Annotated in this window: 16 protein-coding genes; 5 read left to right on the plus strand and 11 right to left on the minus strand. The window is 35.9% G+C overall.

Going from position 1 to position 21,351, the window contains the following annotated elements:
* Window positions 1-80 precede the first annotated feature (80 nt).
* The 11 genes from IV57_RS09060 to rpmH form a co-directional block, all read right to left on the minus strand.
* Entirely contained in the window at window positions 81-1,157 is a 1,077-nt protein-coding gene (locus IV57_RS09060) for a S66 family peptidase (protein WP_057881206.1), read from the minus strand.
* A 20-nt stretch (window positions 1,158-1,177) separates the two neighbouring features.
* Window positions 1,178-2,380, minus strand: coding sequence for a chloride channel protein (locus tag IV57_RS09065; protein WP_057881207.1), 1,203 nt, complete (start codon window positions 2,378-2,380; stop codon window positions 1,178-1,180).
* 458 nt (window positions 2,381-2,838) lie between these two features.
* Entirely contained in the window at window positions 2,839-4,632 is a 1,794-nt protein-coding gene (gene lepA, locus IV57_RS09070) for a translation elongation factor 4 (protein WP_057881208.1), read from the minus strand.
* Window positions 4,633-4,931: 299 nt separating this feature from the next.
* Window positions 4,932-5,834: a Gfo/Idh/MocA family protein gene (locus tag IV57_RS09075; RefSeq protein ID WP_057881209.1), complete on the minus strand. Its 903-nt coding sequence runs from the start codon at window positions 5,832-5,834 to the stop codon at window positions 4,932-4,934.
* Between the two features lie 14 nt (window positions 5,835-5,848).
* Complete coding sequence (locus IV57_RS09080; RefSeq protein WP_057881210.1) at window positions 5,849-8,383, minus strand: excinuclease ABC subunit UvrA; 2,535 nt, start codon at window positions 8,381-8,383, stop codon at window positions 5,849-5,851.
* A 169-nt stretch (window positions 8,384-8,552) separates the two neighbouring features.
* Window positions 8,553-9,602, minus strand: a complete 1,050-nt coding sequence (locus IV57_RS09085; RefSeq protein ID WP_057881211.1) for an ABC transporter substrate-binding protein — start codon at window positions 9,600-9,602, stop codon at window positions 8,553-8,555.
* A gap of 150 nt (window positions 9,603-9,752) precedes the next feature.
* Complete coding sequence (gene mnmG, locus IV57_RS09090; RefSeq protein ID WP_057881212.1) at window positions 9,753-11,660, minus strand: tRNA uridine-5-carboxymethylaminomethyl(34) synthesis enzyme MnmG; 1,908 nt, start codon at window positions 11,658-11,660, stop codon at window positions 9,753-9,755.
* Between the two features lie 14 nt (window positions 11,661-11,674).
* Window positions 11,675-13,063, minus strand: a complete 1,389-nt coding sequence (gene mnmE / locus IV57_RS09095) for a tRNA uridine-5-carboxymethylaminomethyl(34) synthesis GTPase MnmE (RefSeq protein ID WP_057881213.1) — start codon at window positions 13,061-13,063, stop codon at window positions 11,675-11,677.
* A 150-nt stretch (window positions 13,064-13,213) separates the two neighbouring features.
* Window positions 13,214-14,056 carry a membrane protein insertase YidC gene (yidC, locus tag IV57_RS09100; protein ID WP_236704353.1) on the minus strand — a complete coding sequence of 281 codons (843 nt, stop codon included), beginning with the start codon at window positions 14,054-14,056 and terminating at the stop codon, window positions 13,214-13,216.
* Window positions 14,057-14,092: 36 nt separating this feature from the next.
* Entirely contained in the window at window positions 14,093-14,434 is a 342-nt protein-coding gene (gene rnpA, locus IV57_RS09105; protein WP_057881215.1) for a ribonuclease P protein component, read from the minus strand.
* 67 nt (window positions 14,435-14,501) lie between these two features.
* On the minus strand, window positions 14,502-14,642 hold the full coding sequence (rpmH, locus tag IV57_RS09110; protein WP_057881216.1) for a 50S ribosomal protein L34: 141 nt from the start codon (window positions 14,640-14,642) through the stop codon (window positions 14,502-14,504).
* A 504-nt stretch (window positions 14,643-15,146) separates the two neighbouring features.
* Here rpmH and dnaA point away from each other — a divergent pair.
* The 5 genes from dnaA (at window position 15,147) to gyrB (ending at window position 21,336) form a co-directional block, all read left to right on the plus strand.
* A complete protein-coding gene (dnaA, locus tag IV57_RS09115) occupies window positions 15,147-16,523 on the plus strand; it encodes a chromosomal replication initiator protein DnaA (RefSeq protein WP_057881217.1) in 1,377 nt (458 codons plus the stop codon).
* Between the two features lie 157 nt (window positions 16,524-16,680).
* Complete coding sequence (gene dnaN / locus IV57_RS09120) at window positions 16,681-17,817, plus strand: DNA polymerase III subunit beta (protein ID WP_057881218.1); 1,137 nt, start codon at window positions 16,681-16,683, stop codon at window positions 17,815-17,817.
* Between the two features lie 238 nt (window positions 17,818-18,055).
* Window positions 18,056-18,265 carry a S4 domain-containing protein YaaA gene (gene yaaA, locus IV57_RS09125; RefSeq protein WP_057881219.1) on the plus strand — a complete coding sequence of 70 codons (210 nt, stop codon included), beginning with the start codon at window positions 18,056-18,058 and terminating at the stop codon, window positions 18,263-18,265.
* A complete protein-coding gene (gene recF / locus IV57_RS09130; RefSeq protein ID WP_057881220.1) occupies window positions 18,266-19,387 on the plus strand; it encodes a DNA replication/repair protein RecF in 1,122 nt (373 codons plus the stop codon). It abuts the gene before it with no gap.
* Window positions 19,387-21,336 (plus strand): DNA topoisomerase (ATP-hydrolyzing) subunit B, encoded by a 1,950-nt coding sequence (gyrB, locus tag IV57_RS09135; protein ID WP_057881221.1) that lies wholly within the window; start codon window positions 19,387-19,389, stop codon window positions 21,334-21,336. The genes recF and gyrB overlap by 1 nt, the downstream gene beginning before the upstream one ends.
* The last annotated feature ends 15 nt before the right edge of the window (window positions 21,337-21,351 follow it).

Genomic DNA, 21,351 nt, shown 5'->3' on the forward strand with positions numbered 1-21,351 from the left:
CAAGTTAGCGCCCATGCCGGGCGCACATGAAAAAGTCTGAAAATCGTAATGATTTTCAGACTTTTTTTACTTACATTTACTTATTTGGCAAAAAATGGTTCCATTATTTCCAATGTGGCCGCATCTAAATCCAACTTTGCTTTCAATCCATAGGGCAAAGCGGTTCTTGGATATGAATGTCCAATATTTAAATTCGTCATTAATGGCACTTTCAAATCACTGGTTACTTCTTTTAAAACCTGACAATACTCGTCATAATAAATTTCATTTTGTGGTTTACCAGTAATTATTGCTGAAACAGCTGGTAGTATTCCCTGAGCCTTGAGATTCTCTAACATTTCTCGATAAACGTCAGGGGTTGGTCGTTCCTCACTAGTTTCTAAAAATAAAATTTTCCCTTGAAACTCTTGAGCAGTTGGTAAAAGCTGGTACCTCTGGTTGATAATCGGTTCATCAATCAACCGTCGATCTATTATTAGACTATTCAAACTATCAATACAACCACCAAGTAATTGGCCCATAACGACCCCAGAGCCCCGCAAGACCTGATAGCCATGAGTTTCTTTGTGGCTAACTCTAGGTGTTCCCACTGCCTTGACAGAAAAATCTGTTCGTTCTTCATACCAAACGGGACTACTTGTAACCTTAGTAGTTTCAGGATTAATAAAGTAATGCAACAAGGTTTGTTTAGTATAAGGCAGTAATTCTGGAGCAAATTCAGCTAAATCATTTAAAACGTTGGGTCCATAATATGTCGTTAACCCAAGGCGATATAACATTAAATGGTCAACCGTCGTATCTGAAAATCCGGTGAATAATTTCGGATTATTCCGCACTGCATTAATAAACTCTGTATCATTTAAAAGATATGGAACCAAACGATAAGTATCTTCGCCACCAATTGCACAAAAAATTCCTTTAATTTTATCATCTAAGAAAGCTTGTTTAAGATCTTGAGCTCTGGCTTCAGGGTGTTTACTCAAATAATCAATTCCTTTAAGACTATTAGGCATACAAATCGGTTCAAGTCCCAATTCACGAAGTCTTTGTAACCCGAGCTTTAATTCATGTCTCGCAAATGGTTCACCAAGAGTTCCCGCTGATAAACTTACTACGGCAACCTGATCACCCTGTTCCAATTTATTTGGTTTAATCATTAAAGTCCCCACTGTTCAAATTAATCTAATTTTACATTTAATTTTGGTAAATATTTGTTCTTCAAGAACATCAAAACTGCTATAACTATGATAACCGGACTTAATATTATTGGGAAAAAGAATAAAAGAAATATCCCAGCCACAATTGGTGAAGCTAATTCACTCATGATGGTTGTCGCAATAATAGCCGTTACAAACAAGGCATCATAATTTGGCAGCAGACTAGCAGCAGCAAAACCTTCTGTCATTGCAGCAAAGGTAATTGGAAAAATATCCCCTCCACGCCAATTTAAATTCAAGCACCAAGCTAAAAAGACTAATTTTAACAGCGCCATAACGGTTAAAAATCCAGCTGATTTATGAGACCAACTGCCAATCAATAGGTGCAAACTATGTTGCCCGGAGAAAAGTAAATCTGGTGCAAGATAGCTTACTAATATTATTCCTACGGCACCTAATATAACTTTTTGTAATAAAGAGAGTTGCCAACGATGAAATATTCTGTAAAAAAAGTTATAACAAACCTTACAAAGGATAGCAAAAATATATCCGGCAATCATCAATACTGGTAGCAACCATAATTGTGTTAATTGCCAATGTGATTGACCCAATTTTAAAATAAATGAGGGCTGATCTGTTTGTCTAAGCAATAAAGCAAAGGCCCAAATCCCATTAATTGTAAAAACCGCATAGAGAATCTTCTTACGTAATATCTGAGGCATTTTTGGTGCAATACTATCATCATATTTCTGACGATAACGGAAGGGGTTCAGCAAACGACCGAGTGCTTTATGAAAAGGTAACTGTTTTAATACATCATATTGGAAATACAAATAACGTAAATTATCAGCCTGCCAGATCGACAAAGAAATAATCGCACTCAATAATGCAGCTTCAGGACCAACTCCCGCTCCGAAAGTTAAGATAACTAAGGTAATCAGTAAATTTAAAAATACATCCTGATAATTGATAGTTTGATTCTGCTTTAATTCAGTTATTGAATCATGCGCTGTCTTGGGTAAACTGGGCCATCGCTTTAGCAGATAATATAATATGCCACTACCGATAATAATTAGAATAATCTGAAGTATTTGATTATTGCTGACCCAGACTATATCTGAAAAAAATCCTTCGGTAATTAAAAAAGCAGCTGCTATCAAGCCAATCACTGCACTTAAAAATAGACCATAAACAATTAAAATTATATCTTTGATTGTTACCACCCTCTCTTTCAAATTAAGGAAATTATAACATGCTAAAAATTAATTTTAAAAACTGCTTGACCTAGAGTTAGGTCGAGCCAATATACCAAGCCTTGTTCTGATACACAAACAGATTTGAAGGGAAGAATTATATATGAAAATCATGTGTGCCAGATCTGAAAAAGCTGGTAAGATTGATAAACATTTAAGACATTAAGTATTGGCAGTAAATTCTGAGATATAACATAGCCTTTTCCACTTAAAACAAACAAGCGGTAGTAATCTTTTTTCAGATTACTACCGCTTGTTTGTTTTAATATTTATTCTTTGTACAAAAAAAGAGTCCTGCATGTCTGCAGAACTCTAGGTGGTAAGGAGTAGTGTGATCTTCCAAACGCTTGCGCGCCGACCTCTTGCCCTTACCTCGGTTTGGCACCGTTAGATAGTATCGCACGTCACCCACCACAAGTCAATCCTATTTAATCATCTAATTCCAAGATCGAGTTGAAGACCTTCTGTGGCAATTGAATCTCATTACGAGCCGCATTTTTCTTGTTATTCTTTTGACTACGTAATAACGCCTGTTTCTTGGAAGCACTGTATTTTTTACCATTTACGGCAGCATTCTTGCGCAATGGTGGTATATCAACTCTCGCAACAACCTTACCCTCAACCATAATTTGGGCTGGCATCGGATTTAATCTACGAGGAATTGTATACTTCAGCTTTTCAACTAATTTTTGTGATAATGCTTGAACATCTTGACGATGAGCTACAAAGGTCAAAGCATCAACGTGAGTGTAGTTGATCAAAATTTCCGCTTTAACTACATCAGCCATTTCATAGTCAATAAATTCACTCGTCATACTGGCATAACCATGCGAAACTGATTTCAATTGGTTAAAGAAATTATAGGCAATTTCTGATAATGGCATTTTATAAGTCAGTTTGACAAAGTCACTTCCATTATCCATATTGATAAATTCACCCTTAAAACGGTCAGCAATTTTCATCACGTCACTAATAGAATCATTGGGAGTATCAATTTTAACTTCAAACATTGGTTCTTCAATATAATCGATTTCTTTAAATTCAGGAACCTGAACCGGATTATTGACCTCGATCACTTGATCATCTTTTTTCAGATGAATTCGATAAGGTACATTCGGAGCAGTCGTTAAAACATCAACTCCAAATTCATCATGTAGCCGTTCCTTAATGATTTGCAGATGGAAAATTCCTAAGAAACCTCCACGAAAACCAGCGCCTAAAGCATCAGAAACTTCTGGCGTAATTTGAAGTGATGAATCATTCAATTTTAGTTTGTAGATAGCATCCTTTAATTCTTTATACTCACCAACTGGATAAATACCTGCGAAAACCATTGATTTAGCCGGTTTATAGCCAGGTAATGCTTGAGATGTTGGATTATCAAAATCAGTGATCGTATCACCGATTCGGACTTTTTCAGGATCTTTAATTCCCGTTACAACGTAACCAACATCCCCAGCTTTCATTTCCTTCACTGGCAATTGATTAGGAGTTAAAATCCCAATCTCAGCAGTAGTCATTGCTTCTGACTCGGCCATCAGCTTCAACTTTTTAGTTGTATTGATTTTTCCATCCATTACCCGAATATAGGCAATAACGCCCTTAAAACTGTCATATAAAGAATCAAAGATCAACGCCTTCAATGGTAACTTTTCATCACCTTGAGGGGCTGGTAACTCTTTAGTAATAGCCTCCAAAACTTCATGGACACCTAGTCCTGTTTTGGCTGAGATATATAAAATATCAGCCTCTTTTAATTCAGGAGCCAATTGACGAATCTGTTCTTCAGTTTGTTCAACTTGAGCATTTGGACTGTCAATTTTATTGATAATTGGCAAAACCTGTAATTCGTTTTCTTGTGCCAAGCGGAAGTTAGCCACCGTTTGAGCTTGAACACCTTGGGTTGCATCCACTAATAGTAAAACTCCATCGGTCGCCGCTAAACTTTTTGAAACTTCATAACTAAAGTCGACATGTCCTGGAGTATCAATAAAGTTAAATTCATAATCTTGACCATTGTCAGCGTGATAGATGTTTCGCACAGTTCTTGATTTAACGGTAACACCATGTTGTTTTTCAACACTCATATCATCTAATAATTGGTCTTGTTCATCCCTTTTATCGATTGTATCTGTCTGTTCCATGATACGATCAGCCAAAGTAGATTTACCGTGATCAATGTGAGCGATGATGGAAAAATTTCTAATATTTGTTTGTTTCATGTTTCTCCCCTAAACTCATTTTTGATTTTCCTCATGAATTAATACAGAGAAAATAGTCCTGTACTAATGAAATTATTTTGTACCGACTAATAAGATTTTTTTATTCATTCTTTTATCCTCATTCATCTTGATAGCAATAACTGAATATTATAAACACCTTAATATATAAATCAAACTAGCATTTCCATTTACAAGAAAAAAGGTTGAAACCATTGTAGTTTCAGCCTTTTTTCTGATGTTTGTTTCACATGGAACATCTTGTATCAGGATATATGTTTGCCCCAAGATATTGTATATTTTTATAAAGTATTTACAAGATCTACACATAATTTATGGCTTAAAATCGCTGAATCAGGACTAACTGGATTTTCTGAACCTTCCGATACAGCTTGAAGAAAGGCTTTAATGATTGGCTCAAAGCCTCGAGTTATCAAAGTGTTTTCCCAATCAGGTCGACTATTTTGAGTAATAGTTCCAGTTTGATAAGTCTGCATTGCACTCAAGTTCGTTACTACTTTTCTAGTTTGACTACTTTGAACTATTGCTAACTCCAAATTACTACCACCGATCATATTAGTTATGATCTGTGCCCGACTTTTAGAACCGGTCAAAGTAATATAGCCTTGTTCCAAATTACCATCATTCGTTACTAAAAAATCATCTACTTTTTTAATATTTTCATCCATCAAATACACAGCAGTATCAACGGAATGGATCATCAAATCAAAGATAGCAAATTTAGTTGGTTGCACAGCATCCTCACGAATCTTCTCCGCTACGATTGTTCGTTTATCAGGTATCTGTTTTAATTCCTGATTAAACGGTGCAAAACGACGATTAAAGCCGCAAGTGAGCATCAAGTTCTTTTCAGCTGCTAATTTATATAACGCTTCAACTTCAGATAATTCCTCTGAAATTGGTTTATCGACATAAACATTAATCCCCGCGTTTAAAAGTTGTTTAATAATTTCAAAATGAGTTGGCGTTGGTGTATGTACAAAAACTGCTAATGGTTTCTCGGCTATCAATTCATCTAAGGTTTGATGAAAGTGTTTAAAACCATACTTCTTTTCTAACATCTCACCTTTAGCTTCATTTCTAGTTGTTAGGTGCCATTCATACTTATCTTGTAAAGTTGCCATAACTGGCAAATAAGCTTTTTGTGCAATATTTCCTAATCCAATTACACCAATTTTTTCCATATTATCACCTCAGGTTAATATTGATTGAACAATTGTAAATGCTCTTTAAGGTATTTTCCGGTCAAACTATCGACGTTATTTGCAATCGCTTTCGGATTACCTGTTGCAATTATTCTACCACCATTGATCCCACCTTCGGGTCCAAGGTCATTAATATAATCCGCATTGGCAATAATATCCAAATCATGTTCAATCACAATAATTGTTGCATGCTTCTTCAGTAGTTTATTGAAGACCTCTAGCAACACTCCAACATCCTTCGGGTGTAATCCCACGCTGGGTTCATCAAAAATGAAGAGCTGGTTCTTTTGACTACGTTTCATATAAGTTACCAGTTTCATTCTTTGAGCTTCACCACCAGATAATGTCGGCGTACTCTCACCTAGTTTTAGATAACTCAAACCGATATTAATTAAAACGTCTAAGATATTTTTGATTTGGGGAACGTCCGCGAAAAATTCAGCAGCTTCCTTGACTGACATATCTAAGATTTCAGCTAGATTCTTTTCATGCCAAGTAATATCAAGGATTTCCTTCTTATAACGGTTACCATGACAAACCGGGCAGACTTGAACCATATCAGGCAGATATTGTATATCCAACGTGATAACGCCAGTTCCACCGCAATTTGGACAAGCGCCTTGTTTATTATTGTATGAAAAGTAAGTAGGCGTAAATTTCTTGGCCTTCGCTGCTGGTAACTCTGCGAACAATTTACGTAAATGATCCAAAATTTTGGTATAGGTACCAACCGTTGAACGAACATTTTTTCCTATCGGCACCGAATTGACTTTAACGATATTTTTAATATCCGCATTATCAACGGATTTGACAAACTTAGGTAATTTCTCACCAGCAATTTTGTCAGTTAAAGCTGGTAATAAACTTTCAAAAATCAAAGTGGTTTTTCCGGAACCTGACATCCCTGAAACGACATTTAATGACTCTTTACTGAACTTAGCCGTCATATCATGAATGTTATAACGGTCGCCAATATCAATGCTTATCGTGCCCTTTCTGAAGGGTTGGGTCTGCTGATGTTTAATGATATCTGTTTCACCAGTTAAGTAAGGCTGGATCACTGATTCATGATCCTGTTCGATTTCTGGGACCGTTCCATGACTGATAACACGTCCGCCATCTTTACCAGAATCTGGCCCAATTTCAATAACGTAATCAGCGGCTGCAATGATACTAGTATCGTGATCAACTACGACCAAAGAATTACCAAGTTTGACTAACTCACGCAAAATTTTGATTAGACCAGCTACATTGGCTGCATGTAATCCCACACTAGGTTCATCCAAGACATACAGAACTCCTGTCATCTGATTACGAATCGTTCTAGCTAATTGAATTCGTTGTAATTCACCAGTTGATAGTGTATTTCCGGCTCGAGAAATTGATAAATAATTTAATCCTAAATCAACAATTGGAGCTAAAAGATCCAATAATTCATTAGTTAAATTTTTACCTAAAGCTTGCATATCTGCTGGCAACCAAGCCATAATTTTTTTACAAAAGTCTTGAAGCTCTGAAATAGTAAATTGGGATACCTCAGCGATATTCTTTCCCACTAATTCATTGCTAAATAATTTGGGATTGAAGCGACTACCATGGCAAGCGGGACAAACTTGTTCAGAATAGAATCTTTCCAAGCGAGTTAAAGTATTTTCATTCTTAGTACTCTTTAAACTATTTTTAACTGCCGTAACGGCATTTTCGTATAAAGCATTCAATCTAAATGAACGGCCTGTTTTGGTTGGAACGAGAATTTCTTTCTTTTGTTCTGGTCCGTTAGTGACAATTTCTTTTTCTTCAGCGGTCAGGTCTTTAAATGGAACATCAGTCCTGACACCTAGTTCCTTGATAATATCTTTTTGCAAAGTTCGACCAGGCAAATTCCACGAACGAATGGCACCTTCATCAATACTTAAATTTTTATCAGGAATAATCTTATCCAATTCAATTTCTTTCAAAAATCCTGTTCCCTGACAAGTCGGACATGCTCCCTCAGAATTAAAAGCAAAATCCTCAGCACTGAAAGCCATGAACTTAACCCCACAAATTGGACAAGTCATTTCCCCCATCGTTTCATCAGAAGAAGGCAAATCCATTACTTCTGATATTTTTAAGGTTGAATCCAGACGATGTCCGTTGAGACAAACAACTGAAGCCAAACGTGAATACATCAAACGTAGGATATTCAAACTTTCGGTCATAGTTCCTACTGTCGAACGCACACTAGGAACAGTTGGTCGTTGACGAAGCGCTATTGTCGAAGGTAGATTCTTGATATTTTTGACATCCGAACGACCCATCTGAGTAATTCTTCTTCTGGTATAAGTGGATAATGCATTCAGATATTTTCTAGCTCCCTCAGCGTAAATCGTATCCATTGCCAGTGATGATTTTCCTGATCCGGAAACACCAGTTATCGCTACAAATGAGTTTAACGGTATCTCTACATCGATATTTTTTAGATTATTAGCATTGGCGCCAATCACCTCAATATTATCGGGAATATAATTTTTGTGTCTAATTGTCATGATTTCTCCCTTCTCTTGATGGGTCGATTATATCATTGATATCAACGTTTTCATTATTGCACCACTCACTTATTTATCGGTAGATAAACGGAGGCGGAACAATTGTTTTTAAACATATTAGTTAGGATTAAGGAAGGAGCGTGTCGCTAGCGACACGCTCCTTNCGATTTTATTTAAAAATTTGATTCCATTCTTTAATAAGTTTATTTCTTTGAGCATTGATATATTCATAATCCATCGTTACTAAATAATCTGAACCTGAACCATAGGTTGCATAATTTGAATCAATCTTTTGAACACTCTGATTAACTGGTAGTGCCTGCATTTTCTTGGAAGCTCGACTTTGAACCGACTGACTTAGACGATAATCAAGGTATTGGTAAGCTGCTTTAATATTTTGGCAGTTTTTAGGGATCGCCGCCATTTGATAATTAGCGTACACATTTAATCCCAGCGTCGTGCTATTTAATGAGGAAATGTTCTTTTTCAGCGTTATAGCGGTATCTGAATCAACCACAGCCAAATTTACCCTTCCGTCCTTAAACAGCTTACTTAATTCAGCCACATTATCATATATCATTACCTTTGGTTGTAATTCTTTCAAAGCCGCCAAAGCCGGTCCCTCATCAGCAAAATCATGCCCTACATATGAACTGGTACTTCTAAAGCGAGAATAATCAATTCCCATATAAATAATTGCTGGCCACAATGAATTCTCAGTATCAGGTAACGCAATCTTACCATCATTTTGCTGATCCCATAATCTAGTAAAATCACCATTTTCTAAATTATTCCCCTTATTGTAGACAATATTGGTCGTTTCTACTGAATATGGAATGCTATTAGTTTTCTTAGCTAGTTTTTGATTATCACTTGATAAATATTTAAAATTCTTTAATTTCTTGAAATCAATTTTTTTAAATAGCTGCTTATCATTTGCTGCAACGGTGTCTGATTGATTAAGTTCAATTACATCAGCATTTAAATCTTTTTTGTCAATCCTTTGATGTAACGATGAAGTGCTGTCGGTTTGTTGATTTACAGATACTTTGTACTTCTTAGAATATGGTTTGATAATTTCTTTAGACATTAATTCAGTGTTCTTATCTGATGTTCTAATTGTGAGTGTCGCTTTAGATTCCTTATGACACCCTGTCAGAATAATTCCAAAAGATAGCAGCGTTATAACGGTGGTAAAAATTCTTATTTTATTGGCCATAATACTCTCCTATCAACTTTAAGTTAATCCCACAGATATCTTATCATCATCCTACTAAAAAAGGTGATCCGTCCTGACTTAATATTGCATCAGTTAGGACAGATCACCTCAGATTTAAAATATAGTTTTAAACAAAACAACTCAAGTATCTTAATTAGCTTCAGGTAATTTAGCAATCTTACCTCGTTCAATATAAACACTCAAAATACCCAAATCAGCTGGGTTAACACCACTGATACGACTGGCTTGAGCGATAGTCGAAGGATTGATCTTAGTTAACTTCTGAACTGCTTCAGTAGCTAAACTTTCAATCTTAGTGTAATCGATACGATCAGGAATCTTCTTAGCTTCCATCTTCTTCAATTTCTCAATACGCATCTTTTCTTTCTTAATATAACCATCGTATTTAGTCGCAATTTCAACTTGCTCAGATACACGATTATCAACTGGAAAATCAGCTTCACCTATCATATCAATAATATCAGAGTAATGAACTTCTGGTCTTCTCAATAAATGATCAGCCAAGATACCATCTTTTAATGGCTTTAAATCATGAGCCTTCATGAATGGTAAAGCTTGTTTAGGAGTGATCATTTTACGAGAAAGACGATCCAATTCCATTTTGATAGTCTGACGTTTTTCTTTAAAACCGTCATAACGTTCTTGACTAATTAGGCCTAATTTATAACCTTTGTCTGTTAAACGTAAATCAGCATTATCGTGACGTAAAATCAAACGATACTCAGCTCGACTAGTTAACAAACGATAAGGTTCGTTGGTTCCCTTAGTAACAAGATCATCGATCAAAACACCAATGTACGCTTCATCACGTCCAAGAACAAATGGATCCTTATCTTGAGCACGAAGGGCTGCATTGATTCCAGCCATAATACCTTGACCGGCAGCCTCTTCATAGCCAGAAGTTCCGTTCATTTGACCAGCTGTAAAGAGATTCTTAACAACCTTAGTTTCAAGGTTAGACTTCAATTGCCATGGTTCAATGACGTCATATTCAATCGCATAACCAGGACGCATCAATTTAGCATTTTGAAGACCCTCAACAGAATGAAGCATCTTTAATTGGATTTCTTCAGGCATTGACGTTGAAAAATCACCAACATAATATTCTTGAGTATCTCTTCCTTCTGGTTCAAGGAAGATCTGATGTCTTGGCTTATCAGCAAAACGCACGACTTTATCTTCGATTGAGGGACAATATCTTGGACCGACACCCTTGATAACACCAGAAAACATTGGTGCACGATCAAGATTCTCTCGAATAATTCTGTGGGTATCAGCATTGGTATAAGTCATCCAACAAGAAACTTGATGTTGGAGATAACTTGAATCAGGTGTTTCAAATGAGAAATGATTAGGTTCCTTGTCACCTGGTTGTTCGATTGTTTGATCAAAATCAATTGTGTTCTTATTAACACGTGGTGGTGTTCCGGTTTTGAAACGAGTTAGTTTGAAACCATGCTTTTCCAAATCTTCAGACAATTTGATTGAAGGAATGCTGTTATTGGGACCTGATGAATACATCAATTCACCAATAATAATCTTACCTCGTGAAGATGTACCAGCTGTAAGAACCACTGACTTAGCATGGTATCTAGCACCAGTTGCGGTTTCAATACCTTTGCAGACACCATCTTCGACGATTAATTTTTCAGCCATTCCTTGACGAAGAGTTAAGTTTGGTTCGTTTTCTAAGACATCTTTCATCATACGATGATACATACTCTTATCTGCCTGGGCACGAAGAGCACGGACAGCAGGGCCTTTACCAGTATTGAGCATTCTCATTTGAATGTAAGTCTTATCAATATTGCGACCCATTTCACCACCCAAAGCATCGATTTCACGAACTACGATCCCTTTAGCAGGACCACCAAGAGAAGGATTACAAGGCATAAAGGCTACCATATCCAAATTGATCGTTACTAATAGTGTTTTTTGGCCCATACGAGCAGCAGCTAAGGCAGCCTCTGACCCCGCATGGCCGGCACCTACGACAATAACATCATAAGTCTCTGAATCAAATTCCTTAATTTCCATTTTTTCACCTATACCTATTTTCCTAAGCAGAATTGCGAGAATAATTGTGTAATCAATTCATCTTGATAACTTTCTCCAGTAATTTCGCCTAGAGTGTCCCAGCAAGCTGTCATATCGATTTGTACGAGGTCGATAGGCATTCCTGCTTCAATTCCAGAAATAACGTCATTAAGGCTATTTTTAGCCTTACGGAGCAAACCAGCTTGACGAGCACTAGTTATGATGACGTTATTGCTATTATCTTCGAGTCCCGCATTAAAAATCTTACTAATTGTTTGTTTAATTGTTTCAATCCCATCATTTTTAATCGCTGAAGTTTTGAGAATAACATCGTCAGACTTAATCTGCTCAACAGTTTCAGGCGTTATAACGGGCATCAAATCGTTTTTATTAAAAATAATAATTCTTCGCTTATCATTGGTTGCATTGAGTAATTCGATATCATCGTCAACTAATTCCCGACTCGAATCCAAGACAACAATTACCAAATCAGCACCCTGTAAAGCTGTTTTAGAACGTTCAACACCAATTTTTTCAACTTTATCATCAGTTTTACGAATACCAGCAGTATCGATCAACTTCAAAGGTACACCATCGATATTGACATATTGTTCAACAACATCACGAGTTGTTCCAGCGACATCAGTGACAATAGCTTTTTCTTCATCCAAAAGACGATTTAACAGACTAGATTTTCCAACATTAGGTTTCCCAACGATAGCTGTGCCCAATCCGTGTTGTAAAATTTCTCCACTGTCAGCAGTTTTTAAAAGACCGTCAATTTTTTTACTGACCATGCGGGCTTTCTCTAACAATAAATTCGTCGTCATCTGATCAGTATCATATTCAGGATAATCAATATTTACTTCTACTTGTGCTAATGAATCCAAAATTTCTTGACGTAAGTTTGAAATCAAATGATGTAAATTACCATCCAATTGATTAACTGCTACTTGCATAGCTTTATCAGTCTTGGCACGGATCAAATCCATAACAGACTCTGCTTGAGTTAAATCAATTCGACCATTTAAAAAGGCACGTTTGGTAAATTCCCCTGGTTCGGCCATTCTAGCACCATAGCCTAGTAATAATTGGAGAACTTTGTTAGTCGCAACTATACCCCCGTGGGTATTTATTTCAACAACATCCTCACGAGTAAACGTCTTTGGTGCCCGCATTACGGAAACCATGACCTCATCAACTAATGAACCATCAGCAGGATCTGTGATGTGTCCATAATTTATTGTATGACTAGCTACTTTCTCTAAGTCACGTCCTTTAAAAATCTTTTTAGCAACCGCTACAGCTTGATCTCCTGACAAACGAACAATGGAGATAGCACCTTCCCCAGGAGGAGTTGAAATGGCTGCTATTGTGTCGTATTCAGTAACTGAACTTGGCATAATAAGCTCCCTTCTCTAATTTTAAGCATAAAAAAAGTGCATAATCCGCCAATTTCTCGACGGAAAAGCACCTTGACTACTTTTCTATATATTAAATATTAAAACAATTAATTTCTAAAACATCTTAACTAGATTTCTACTAATTGTCAATTATTTATGATTTTTATAAACACGTTTCTTAGCTTTTCTAAGACGACGTTGTTTATCACGTTCTGCTTCCTCAGCCTCTTTTTGTTCACGACGATACTTGAACGGATTTTGGAAAGCCAATGTCTGAAGAACTTGGAACGCGTTAGTTACTACCCAGTAAATGGTAATAGCTGATGGGAATGTTAATGCTGGTACAAAGATAAAGATTGGCATAACCCAAGTCATAATCTTTGTTGTCGCATTTTGTGTTGGTTGTGAGTAACTTGACATGTATGTACTTAAGAACGTAAATACAGCGGCTAAAATCGCCATAATGTAATATGGATCAGCCTTACCAAGTTGCATCCATAAGAAACTACCATCACGCAATTGTGTAGTCTTATAGATTGCTTGATACAAACCAAACATAACTGGCAATTGAATTACCAATGGTAAACATCCAGCTACTGGGTTTACTCCAGCTTCACTATATAATTTCTGTGTTTCTTCCCGCAATTTTTGTTGCGTATCCGTATCTTTAGCCGAATATTTATCCTGAAGTTCCTTCATTTGAGGCTGGATCTTCATTTGTTTATTCGTACTACGGATTTGATACCAGTTAAGTGGTAATAGAATAATTCTCACAAGCAATGTGAAAATTACGATGGCCCAACCATAACTGTTGCCAACTAATGAAGCTATCCAAAGAATGAATCTTGAGAAACTATAAATTACATAGTGATCCCAGAATCCCGTACTGTGACTAGTAATCGGAACATTTAGGTTAGAACATCCAGCTAAAACCAAGACAACACTCAGTAGCATTGCTACTCCAATGTACTTCTTTAAGCTTTTTTTATTCACTTTTACACCTATTAGTCTATTAATATTTTTTTGAACCTACTCTAAAATATTACCCAATTTCAATAAATGTACAATATTTTTCTTAGTTCCAAACATATCCAAATCAACAGCTGGTTTTCTTGCAATAATCAAGAAATCCAATTCTGCTGGTATCTCGGGTTTTAATTCCAAGAGTGATTGACGAACGTATCTTTTAACACGATTACGCCCCACTGCGGTATGTGAAACTTTCTTTCCAACTGAAAGTCCTACTCGAAAATGCTTTTGACCCTCTTTTGGCATCTTATATAGAACAAAGTTGCGATTTGCAACCGAATTTCCGTTGGAATAAACATATTGAAACTCATTTTCTTTTTTTATGCGATAACTTTTTCTCATATGTCACCAGACTACCCTTGTTTTGTAATAAAAAAAGACCACCAAAATGTTCAGTGATCCTTCAAAACTAAGCTGATAATACTTTTCTACCTTTTCTACGGCGTCTTGCTAGAACCTTGCGACCACTACTAGTACTCATTCTCTTCATGAAACCATGGACGCGTTCACGATGGCGTTTCTTAGGTTGGTATGTTCTCTTTGTAGTCATCAATAAACCTCCTGACTCTTATTTTTTATATTTGAAATATACACTTCTTCAGACAATTGCTTAACTATAGTATCATGTTCTACCAAATTTTTAAATAACTAATTTCCTATTAATGCAAGTTTATTCCAGAAAGTTTTTCGCAACTTCTATTGTGGATAATTTGTGGAGTTATTTTATAACCCATTTTTTCCACAGGAGTATAAACAAACTTTTCCAACATGGTTTTTAACTGTGTTTTAGTTTTCCACAGGAATGGTGGAATTCTTGTTTTTTGTATGTAACAACCGTTATATAGGTGTTTTTTAGCTTGTTAATTGTGTATAACTATGTTGACAAGTTTTTATGCCTATTATTATCCACAAGCCTGTGTATTTTGTAAATACCAGTTGTTATTTCCTCCAAAAATAAACATGTGTTCTGTGGAAAACTCTTTAATAGAATGATAAACTATAGACTGTCATTTTAGGGAAAAAATTATCCACAACTACAGATTGGGGGGAACTAATGCCAAATATAAATAACTCAACTGATCCAAAGCTAACTGAATTTTGGGATTATTTTACAAATAAACTCAGATCTCAATTAACTTCTGTCAGCTATTCCACTTGGGTTGAAAGTGCAAATCCCTTATACATTGATGGAAATAACATTTATATTTCTGTCCCAACAAAACTTCACAAAGATTATTGGGAACGAAATTACACAGAAAAAATTGCTATTTACTCATATGAACTAAACGGAATTGAACTGAACCCAATCATTGAGAATGATGAAGATAGCACAAAAAAAGAGGAACAAACAATTGCTCCTCAAGTTGACAAAATCACTGAAAATAGCCAACCAAAACATATCTTCCATAATTCTCATTTAAATCCGAAATACACTTTTTCATCATTTATTGTTGGTAGCGGGAACCAAATGGCCCACGCAGCAGCTTTGGCCGCCGCTGAAGATCCAGGTGGCGTCTACAATCCACTCTTTATTTATGGTGGCGTTGGTCTTGGTAAAACACACTTGATGCAAGCCATTGGTCACCAAATGATCAAGCTAGATCCACTCGCCAAAGTTAAATATGTTACGAGTGAAACTTTTACTAATGACTTCATTAACGCTATTCAAATGAGGACTCAAGATACTTTCCGAGACGAATATCGAAACGTCGATCTACTATTAATAGATGATATTCAATTCTTTGCCGAAAAAGAGGGAACCCAGGAAGAATTTTTCCATACTTTTAATGAACTTTATGAAAATGGTAAGCAGATCGTAATGACGTCAGATCGGTTACCAAACGAAATCCCTAAATTACAGGCTAGATTAGTTTCTAGATTTACCAGTGGTTTGTCAGCTGATATAACCGCACCGGATCTTGAAACTAGAATTGCCATTTTGCGAAATAAAGCTAAAGCAGAACATTTGGAAATTCCCAATGATACTTTATCTTATATTGCCGCCCAAATTGATACTAATGTCCGGGAACTTGAAGGTGCTTTGATTCGGGTTCAGGCTTATTCAACGACTAAAAATACTGATATCACTAAATCAGTTGCCGCAGATGCTTTGAAAGTCTTTAAACTATCTAATGACAAAAAGGGCCTCTCAATTGCTAAGATTCAAACTAAAGTTGCTAAATATTACCACGTTTCCGTTCAGGATCTTAAAGGTAAGAAACGAGTAAAAACGATTGTTGTCCCAAGACAGATTGCTATGTACTTGGCTCGTGAAATGACTGACCGTTCACTTCCACAAATTGGTATGGAATTCGGCGGGAAAGATCACACGACTGTAATGCATTCATGTGATAAAATATCCGAGTTAGTTATTAAAAATAGTGATTTAAAACGATCCATCAATGAACTAAAAGATGACCTCAGAAATTAACATGTTCAAAACTTTCGAGTTTTCCCAAAGTTATCCACAGCTGTTAATAACAGCATTTTTTCAAAGAGTGTCAGGACTTAGAATAGTTATCCACAGAATTAACAGTACCTACTACTACTTCTATCTTTATATTAATTAATTAAAAAGGGAGTTACCTATGAAATTTTCTATTGACCGATCAAGATTCATAAATCAAACAAGTAACGTTCAGAGAGCAATTTCAACAAAGACTACTATTCCTATATTGACAGGAATGAAATTAGACCTTTCAGAAAATAGTCTAACAATTACCGGAAGTAATTCAGACATTTCAATTACATCTTTTATTTCCAAGGAAAATTCAGATAACGATTTAAAAATCGAAAGTGTTGGCTCAATTGTTTTACCAGCTAGATTTTTCAATGAAATTATTAAAAAACTTCCTGGTGATAATTTTGAACTTGAAGTTTTGAACAATAATCAAACTTTAATTACTTCAGGCGTTTCAGAATTTACTATTAATGGTTTAGATGCCGTCAATTATCCACATCTGCCTGATGTTGAAACTGACAATCAATTAGTTTTACCCACAGATGTTTTTAAAGAAGTTGTTAATCAAACTGTTATTGCTGTTTCTACTCAAGAAAGTCGTCCAGTATTAACCGGTGTTAACTTCTTGATCACAAGTGAGGGTCTGACTGCGGTTGCCACTGATAGTCACCGTCTTTCACAAAGAAGGATCAATATTACAAGTGATGAAGACTACAACTTAATTATTCCGGGTAAGAGTTTGACTGAATTGGTTAGAACTATCAGCGACTCTGTTAAGGAAATCTCAATGTCAATTTCTGAAAACCAAGTATTATTCAGTTTTGACAACATCATGTTTTATTCAAGACTGCTTGATGGTAGATATCCAGAAACAAATCGTTTGATTCCAGACGAATCCAACACGCTATTAACTTTTGACTCTTCAAATCTTTTAGCCTCAGTTGAACGTGCTTCACTTCTTTCACATGAAAGTAGAAATAATGTTATCAAACTTGAAATTAAAGCTGTTGATAAAAAAGCCACTCTTTATGGAAATTCACCTGAAGTTGGTACCGTTGAAGAAGTACTAGATTTCGACAAACTTGAAGGTGATGATTTAGAGATTTCTTTCAACCCTGATTATTTGAAAGATGCTTTAAGATCATTCGGAAGTAACACTACTATTGAAATGAGTTTTACATCTCCACTTCACCCATTTACTTTAAGACCGGTTGAAGATCGTGATAATTTCGTGCAACTTATTACTCCAGTACGAACATTTTAATGTGAAATAGCAAAAATAGACTGAATTTCGGTTCGGTCTATTTTTTTTTGTCATATTTATTTAAACGCCCTAATTTAGCGTAGGGACTTTTCAAAGGTGATTTTAGTGGGTGGATACTAATAATCACGAAAACCGCTCAAATCGCCTGATATTTCGTTCTGAGTTGTTTTTTATTGTGAAAACAACTATAATATTGATATGTCATTAAATGGATAAATCTAATAAATAGGGTGTTAATATGTCTGAAAAAATTAAGCTTGAAACTGAATTTATTACGTTAGGTCAACTTCTAAAAGACGAAGGTGTCATCGCAACTGGTGGCCAAGCTAAATGGTTCTTACGAGAAAATTCAGTGCTACTTAATGGCAGTCCTGAAGATCGTCGTGGTAAGAAACTTCGTTCTGGTGATGTAGTTGCCGTTGGTGATCAAACGTTTGAAATCGAATAAATGTTTGTAAAAGAACTTAACCTTAAGAATTACCGCAACTATGAATCCTTACAAGTCGATTTTTCACCGAATATTAACGTCTTTTTGGGTGAGAATGCTCAAGGCAAGACTAATTTATTAGAAGCTATGTATTTTTTAGCTTTAACGAGAAGTCATCGAACATCAAATGACAAGGATCTAATTAGATGGGGTAGTGATTTTGCAAGAATCTCCGGCACTGTGATCAAAGATAATTCCAGTCATTTGAAGTTAGATTTGATAATCAGTAAATCTGGTAAAAAGGCTAAATTGAATAATTTAGAACAACGTAAATTATCCAGTTATATTGGTAATTTAAATGTTGTTCTTTTTTCGCCAGAGGATCTTTCAATCGTGAAAGGAAATCCTGGGATTCGTCGCAAGTTCATTGATATGGAATTTGGTCAAATGTCTTCTCAATATTTGAAGACAATGAGTCAGTTTCGATCAGTATTAAAACAACGCAATGCATACTTAAAAAAACTTCAGCACCGCCAAGCTACCGATATGATTTATTTGGATGTTCTATCAGATCAGTTTTCAGCGTTTTGTGCGGAAGTTGTTTTTTCGCGCTTACAGTTTCTAAAAAAACTGCAAAACCATATTGAAAGTATTCATGAAAACATTACAGAAGGTAATGAAAAACTGGAAATTGTTTACAATACATTTTTCAAGACCGAAGGAAAAACACTTGAAAACATCTATGATATTTTCAAAGAAAATTTCACCAAGAATACTCAAAAAGAAATTCAGCGTGGTGTGACCCTCTTTGGACCACATCGTGATGATATTAAATTTTTGGTTAATGATAAGAATGTTCAAGATTTTGGATCACAAGGGCAGCAACGGTCGGTTGCTTTGAGTTTAAAACTGGCAGAAGTTGAATTAATTAAAGATCAGGTTGGAGATTATCCTATTTTACTATTGGACGATGTTCTATCAGAGCTTGACCATAAAAGACAGACCCATTTATTGTCATCGATCAAGGGCGGTATTCAAACTTTTATTACGACAACGTCAATTGACGATGTAGATCCTGAATTAGTTAAAAATCCTAATATCTTAATTATAAATAATGGCAAAGTTCAACAGGAGGAGATTTAATGGCTGAAGACAGAAAAGCTGAGCTAGATAAAAGAGAAGAGCAAGTCGAAGAATACGACGCTAGTCAAATTCAAGTTCTTGAAGGACTAGAGGCTGTTCGTAAACGTCCCGGTATGTATATCGGTTCTACTAGTAAACAAGGTTTACATCACCTTGTTTGGGAAATTATTGATAATGGTATTGATGAAGCTTTGGCTGGTTTCGCTACAAAGATCGAAGTTACTGTTGAACCAGATAACTCCATTACTGTTACTGATGATGGACGTGGTATTCCGGTCGATATTCAAAAGAAGACTGGTAAACCTGCGCTTGAAACAGTTTATACAATTTTGCACGCCGGAGGTAAATTCGGTGGTGGCGGATATAAGGTATCTGGTGGACTCCATGGTGTTGGTGCTTCAGTTGTTAACGCCTTGAGTAGCGAACTAGATGTTGAAGTTGTTCGTAGTGGTAAGAGATATGGCATCGATTTTAAACGTGGCAAGGTTAACACTGCTATGCACGTGATCGGTGAAGCTGGTGAATATGAACATGGAACTCGAGTTCATTTTGTTCCAGATCCAGATATCTTTACTGAAACGACGGTTTACGATGACAAAGTTTTAACTACTAGAATTCGTGAACTAGCTTTCCTAAATAAAGGTTTAAAACTTACATTTACTGATAAAAGAGCTGAAACAGCTGAAAAATTAGTGTTCCACTATGAAGGTGGAATTAAGAGTTATGTTGAGTATTTGGATAAGAATAAAGAAGTTCTATTTGCAGAACCAATTTATCTTGAAGGTTTCCAAGACGGTATTACCGTTGAAGTTTCTCTACAATATACTGACGAATATCATACTAATTTGATGACTTTTGCTAATAACATTCACACCTATGAAGGTGGTACTCACGAAGTTGGTTTCAAGACGGCTTTGACACGTGTTATTAATGATTATGCTCATAAAAACAAACTATTAAAAGATACTGAAAAATTATCAGGTGAAGATGTTCGTGAAGGAATGACAGCTGTTGTTTCTATCAAACATCCTGATCCACAATTTGAAGGTCAAACTAAGACAAAACTTGGTAACAGTGATGCCAGAACAATAACTGATCGATTATTTAGTGAACATTTCAATAAATTTTTGATGGAAAATCCTGACGTTGCTAAAAAAATCGTTGATAAAGGTTCATTAGCAACTAAGGCACGATTAGCTGCTAAACGTGCTCGTGAAGTTACTAGAAAACAAAATGGATTGGAAATTAGTAATTTACCAGGTAAATTAGCTGATAATGCTAGTAAAGATCCTGCAATTTCTGAAATCTTTATCGTCGAGGGTGATTCAGCCGGTGGTTCTGCAAAGACTGGTCGTTCCCGTTTGACTCAAGCTATTTTGCCTATTAGAGGTAAAATTTTGAACGTTGAAAAAGCTTCAATGGACAAGATTTTAGCTAATGAAGAAATTAGAACTTTATTTACAGCTATGGGAACAGGTTTTGGTGAGGACTTTGATATTTCTAAAGCTAGATATCATAAAGTTATTATCATGACCGATGCCGATGTCGATGGTGCTCATATTCGAACATTGCTTTTGACATTGCTTTACAGATATATGCGTCCCATCGTTGATGCGGGCTATGTATATATTGCTAAGCCACCTTTGTATCAAGTTCGCCAAGGTAAGATGATGCAGTACTTTGATACTGATAAGGAAAAAGATGAATTTGTTGATCAATTACCACCAAAACCAGAACCAAAGATTCAACGTTATAAGGGTCTTGGTGAAATGGATGCAGATCAATTATGGGAAACAACAATGGATCCTGAAAAGAGAAGATTGGATCGGGTTCATCTCGATGATGCTATTGAAGCAAATGATGTTTTCTCGATGTTAATGGGTGACAAAGTTGAACCTAGACGTGAATTCATTGAAGCAAATGCACGTTATGCAGAAGTAGATTACTAGGGAGGATGGCAATTT

The organism is Companilactobacillus kimchiensis (assembly GCF_001438805.1).
Classification (GTDB): Bacteria; Bacillota; Bacilli; order Lactobacillales; family Lactobacillaceae; genus Companilactobacillus; species Companilactobacillus kimchiensis.